Here is a 3,518-nt window from a genome sequence, read left to right on the forward strand (position 1 = left end):
CGGGATCTGCGCGATGCACGCGGCCAGCACCTGCAGGTGGTCGGCCACCGTGTTACTGCCCGCGCTGCCGGGGCGCAGCAGCATCGCCAGGCATTCCTGGGTGTTGGCGCACCACCCGGCCAGCGGAGCACCGGTAGGCCGTCGGCGAGGTGCCCGCGTGGTGCGGGTCCTTTTCCTAACAAATATCCCCAGAGTTCCCATGGTCGGTAACGGGCTGAGAACAGCCTGACCAGCGTGTTGCCGCTCCGTGGACGCGCCCGTGGCTTGATGACGGAGCTTCAGGTTTCTCGAAGCCTTCATCACCCTGCTGAAGAATCCCCGCTGCAGGTGAAGTCGAGGCTGGTCGGCCGGGGCGAGCAGTCTTCGGGCCGGCGGCTCGCCGACTGGCGTCGTCCCACCTCGCCGCCGTCGCCGCCGGTTTTCGCCCTGTTCCGCTGGTGCGTCGACGAGCCCCAGATCTGCATACCCGCCGCCGGCCCGACACACCTCGGGCGCACGTTCCACCGCGGCCCCTGCGAACCCAAGGATCCGAATCACCCATAGAACACACCCGAACCACAGTTCACCCCGAAGACCCTTCAGTTCGCCTGAACTCTGGGGAAAGGGCGGCCCCCGGCCCGAACCGCCCGTGCGACTTTCACCGCAGGCGGCTCTCCAGCGATCTTCGTGCTCTGTCAGCCTCCGTGGTGGATGAGGTGGTGGCAGTCGCGGCAGACCACGAGGGTCTTGCGCCTTTTCCTGAGCATCACCGTCACCCAGTGCGGGTGTGGCTGCCTGCGGCCGGACAGATCGGCGAGCTTGGCGACGTGATGGACAGTGATCTCGTCGTGTCCGTTGCACAGCTCGCAGCGGCCGGCCAGGAGCCGGGAGACCAACTCCTTGCGCCGGACCGGGGGCGCGAGCGCGGACTTGTCCACAATCAGCGCCTTCCTGTTGTGCCGCAGCGGAACTCCGCCGAACCTTGCGACCAGCGGTTTCCTGCCGGGACGCGTGGTAGTGGCCTGGAAGCACTTGTAGGGCCCGTACGGTGTGTCGATCCTGGCCCGGTATCTCCGGGACATGGCCGAGACCGTCGAGCGGTGCTTGCCCGCCAGCGTCTTGAGCATCGAGGTCTCCATCACCCAGTGGAGCCGGTCCAGGCGGAAGACGTCCGATGCCAGCAGGTAGTACTGGACGATGCCCCGGTATTCAGCCCCGAACCGCCCGATGATCTCCCGGTCGGTGGAGCCCATCAGGTCGGAGCGGTGCACGGGTTTGCCGCGCTTCATATACGGGGAGCACTTGGCCTCGATCATCGAAGTCGGCACTCGCAACCTGATCACTCCGTTGACCGACCTGCGTCGATGGGTGATCCGGGTGCTGCCGTGCTGCACGGTGATCTCATAGCCGAGGAATCTCGCCGCGCCGGTGCGGGCGTGGTCGGGTCGCCCCGGGCGTTTCAGCCCGGGGCTCCCACAGATCCGTACGTGACAATCTCTCGTCATACGGCTCTTGTCGCTCTGGTCACAGGCGAGTCGGGTACATGAGTGCCCAGTGAGCGAAGTACCGGGGTGCGAGCGCGTAACCGTCCGCCAAGCGGCGGCGTGCCTGCTTCACGTTGACCCGGTATTTCTTCCTGATCCACCGCATCAGATAGGTGTTGACGCGGTGGAGCAGCGGGTACAGCGCCGAGCGGTAGAAGCGCCCGTAATAGTTGATCCACCCGCGCAGTACCGGGTTCACCAGCCTGCGCAGATCGGCGGCTTCACTATCGGTGCGCCGGTGCAGCCGCCAGGACCACACCTTCTCGCTCAGCTTCTTCAGGGCTTCCTTACTGATCGCAGGCTGGAACGAGGTGAAATGCACCCCGTTCTTGTTCACCGCCCTGCGCGGCCGGAACGTGAACCCCAGGAATGTGAACTGCGTGTGCGGGTAGCCCGGACCGGGCCCGCTCCCACGACGGTTGCTGTCCTGGCAGTACACGATCTTCGTCTTGTCCGGGTGCAGTTCCAGCCCAGCCTCCGTCATCCGGGACCGCAGCGCGGCCAGGACGGCTCGGGCCTGCTCCAGTGACCGGCAGTGGATCACCGGGAGAGTCGGCGGCGGGGATCGCACCCGCCGCCGCTCGCAGAACCGTGCTTAAACCTCTCGGCTTACACGGCTCCCATCGTCCAGCCGCCGGGTTTTAGCCCGATGCGCCAGTGCGCGAAGAGTTGTGGGGAGCGCCGGGAGGCCTCCGCCATCAGCTCGCGTGCCCGCTGTTCGCGTCGGCGCAGCCGTTTGTACTTGCGCATGGCCCAGCGCACCAGATGGTCGTTGATGCGCCGTAGCAGGGGATACAACATGGACTTGTAGAAGCGCCCGTAGTAGTTGATCCACCCTTGCACGATGTTGTTGAACATGCGTGCCAGGTCGCCGAGGGACTTGTCGCTGCGCCGCGCGAGGTGCCAGGAACGGATCTCCCGGCCCATCGCCTTGATCGCGTCCTTGCTGACCGCGGGCAGGAAGTTCACGAAGTGCTTCCCGTACCTGTTCTTGGCCAGCCTCGGACGAAACGTGTACCCCAGGAACGTGAACGACGTGACCTCATGATCGCCACGCCGGTCGGCGTCCTTGCAGTACACGATGCGCGTCTTGTCCGGATGAAGTTCCAGACCGACCTGCGCCAACCGTGTCGCCAGGGCGGACCGAACATGCTCGGCCTGCTCCCGACTCGCGCAGTGGATCACCGCGTCATCGCAGTAGCGCTCGAACGAGACCCCCGGACAGTGCCGGGCCAGCCACATATCGAACGCATAGTGCATGAACAGGTTCGCCAAAACGGGGGAAATCGCAGAACCCTGTGGAGTACCGCGCTCCCGAGCCACCAGGGTGCCGTCCCTGCGTTGCAGCGGTGCAACCAGCCACCGCTTGACGTAGAGCAGCACCCACCTCGTCTCCGCCGTCAGATGCCGCTCGACCGCCTTGACCATCAGCTCGTGATCCACGCTGTCGAAGAACGCCCGGATATCAAGATCAATCACCCAGTCGCTCCGCCAGCACCGCATCCGGCACACCCCGACCGCATCGAGCGCGGAGCGCCCCGGACGATAGCCATAAGAGTCCGGATGGAAGATCGGCTCGACCCTCCGCTCCAGCACCATGGCCGCCGCCGTCTGCGCCACGCGATCTTCCACGGTAGGTACCCCGAGCACGCGAACCCCTCGCCCGCCGGCCTTGGGTATCTCCACGGCCTTGACCGGCGGCGGGAAGTACGAGCCCGACGACATACGGTTCCACAGCTTGAACAGGTTGTTCTGCATGCCCTGCTCATACTGCTCGACCGTCACGCCGTCGACCCCGGGCCCACCCCGGTTGGCCTTGACCCTCTCAAACGCCTCCCATATCAGCCTCTTGGAGATCACAAACGGTTTGACCTGCGACTTCGATCCGTCCACCGAGCTCCTCCCGGGCACTCCGGTTGACCAGCCGAACGAACCAGGACAACCCGCCCCCTTCGCTCCGCCCCCATTACAGGGACATCACCGCTACTACGGGAC

3 protein-coding genes and 1 pseudogene are annotated in these 3,518 nt (G+C 65.4%); all 4 read right to left on the reverse strand.

Annotation, left to right across the window (positions count from 1 at the left end; genetic code table 11):
* A pseudogene (locus KGA66_RS28305) lies at nt 1-201 on the reverse strand (hypothetical protein); the annotation flags it as partial.
* A 473-nt stretch (nt 202-674) separates the two neighbouring features.
* Complete coding sequence (locus tag KGA66_RS28310) at nt 675-1,307, reverse strand: HNH endonuclease (RefSeq protein ID WP_312887108.1); 633 nt, start codon at nt 1,305-1,307, stop codon at nt 675-677.
* A 196-nt stretch (nt 1,308-1,503) separates the two neighbouring features.
* Nucleotides 1,504-2,067: a group II intron maturase-specific domain-containing protein gene (locus KGA66_RS28315; RefSeq protein ID WP_211472544.1), complete on the reverse strand. Its 564-nt coding sequence runs from the start codon at nt 2,065-2,067 to the stop codon at nt 1,504-1,506.
* Nucleotides 2,068-2,132: 65 nt separating this feature from the next.
* Entirely contained in the window at nt 2,133-3,416 is a 1,284-nt protein-coding gene (gene ltrA, locus KGA66_RS28320) for a group II intron reverse transcriptase/maturase (RefSeq protein WP_211472546.1), read from the reverse strand.
* Nucleotides 3,417-3,518: the final 102 nt, after the last annotated feature.

The sequence above is a fragment of the Actinocrinis puniceicyclus genome, from assembly GCF_018283645.1.
GTDB lineage: Bacteria > Actinomycetota > Actinomycetes > Streptomycetales > Catenulisporaceae > Actinocrinis > Actinocrinis puniceicyclus.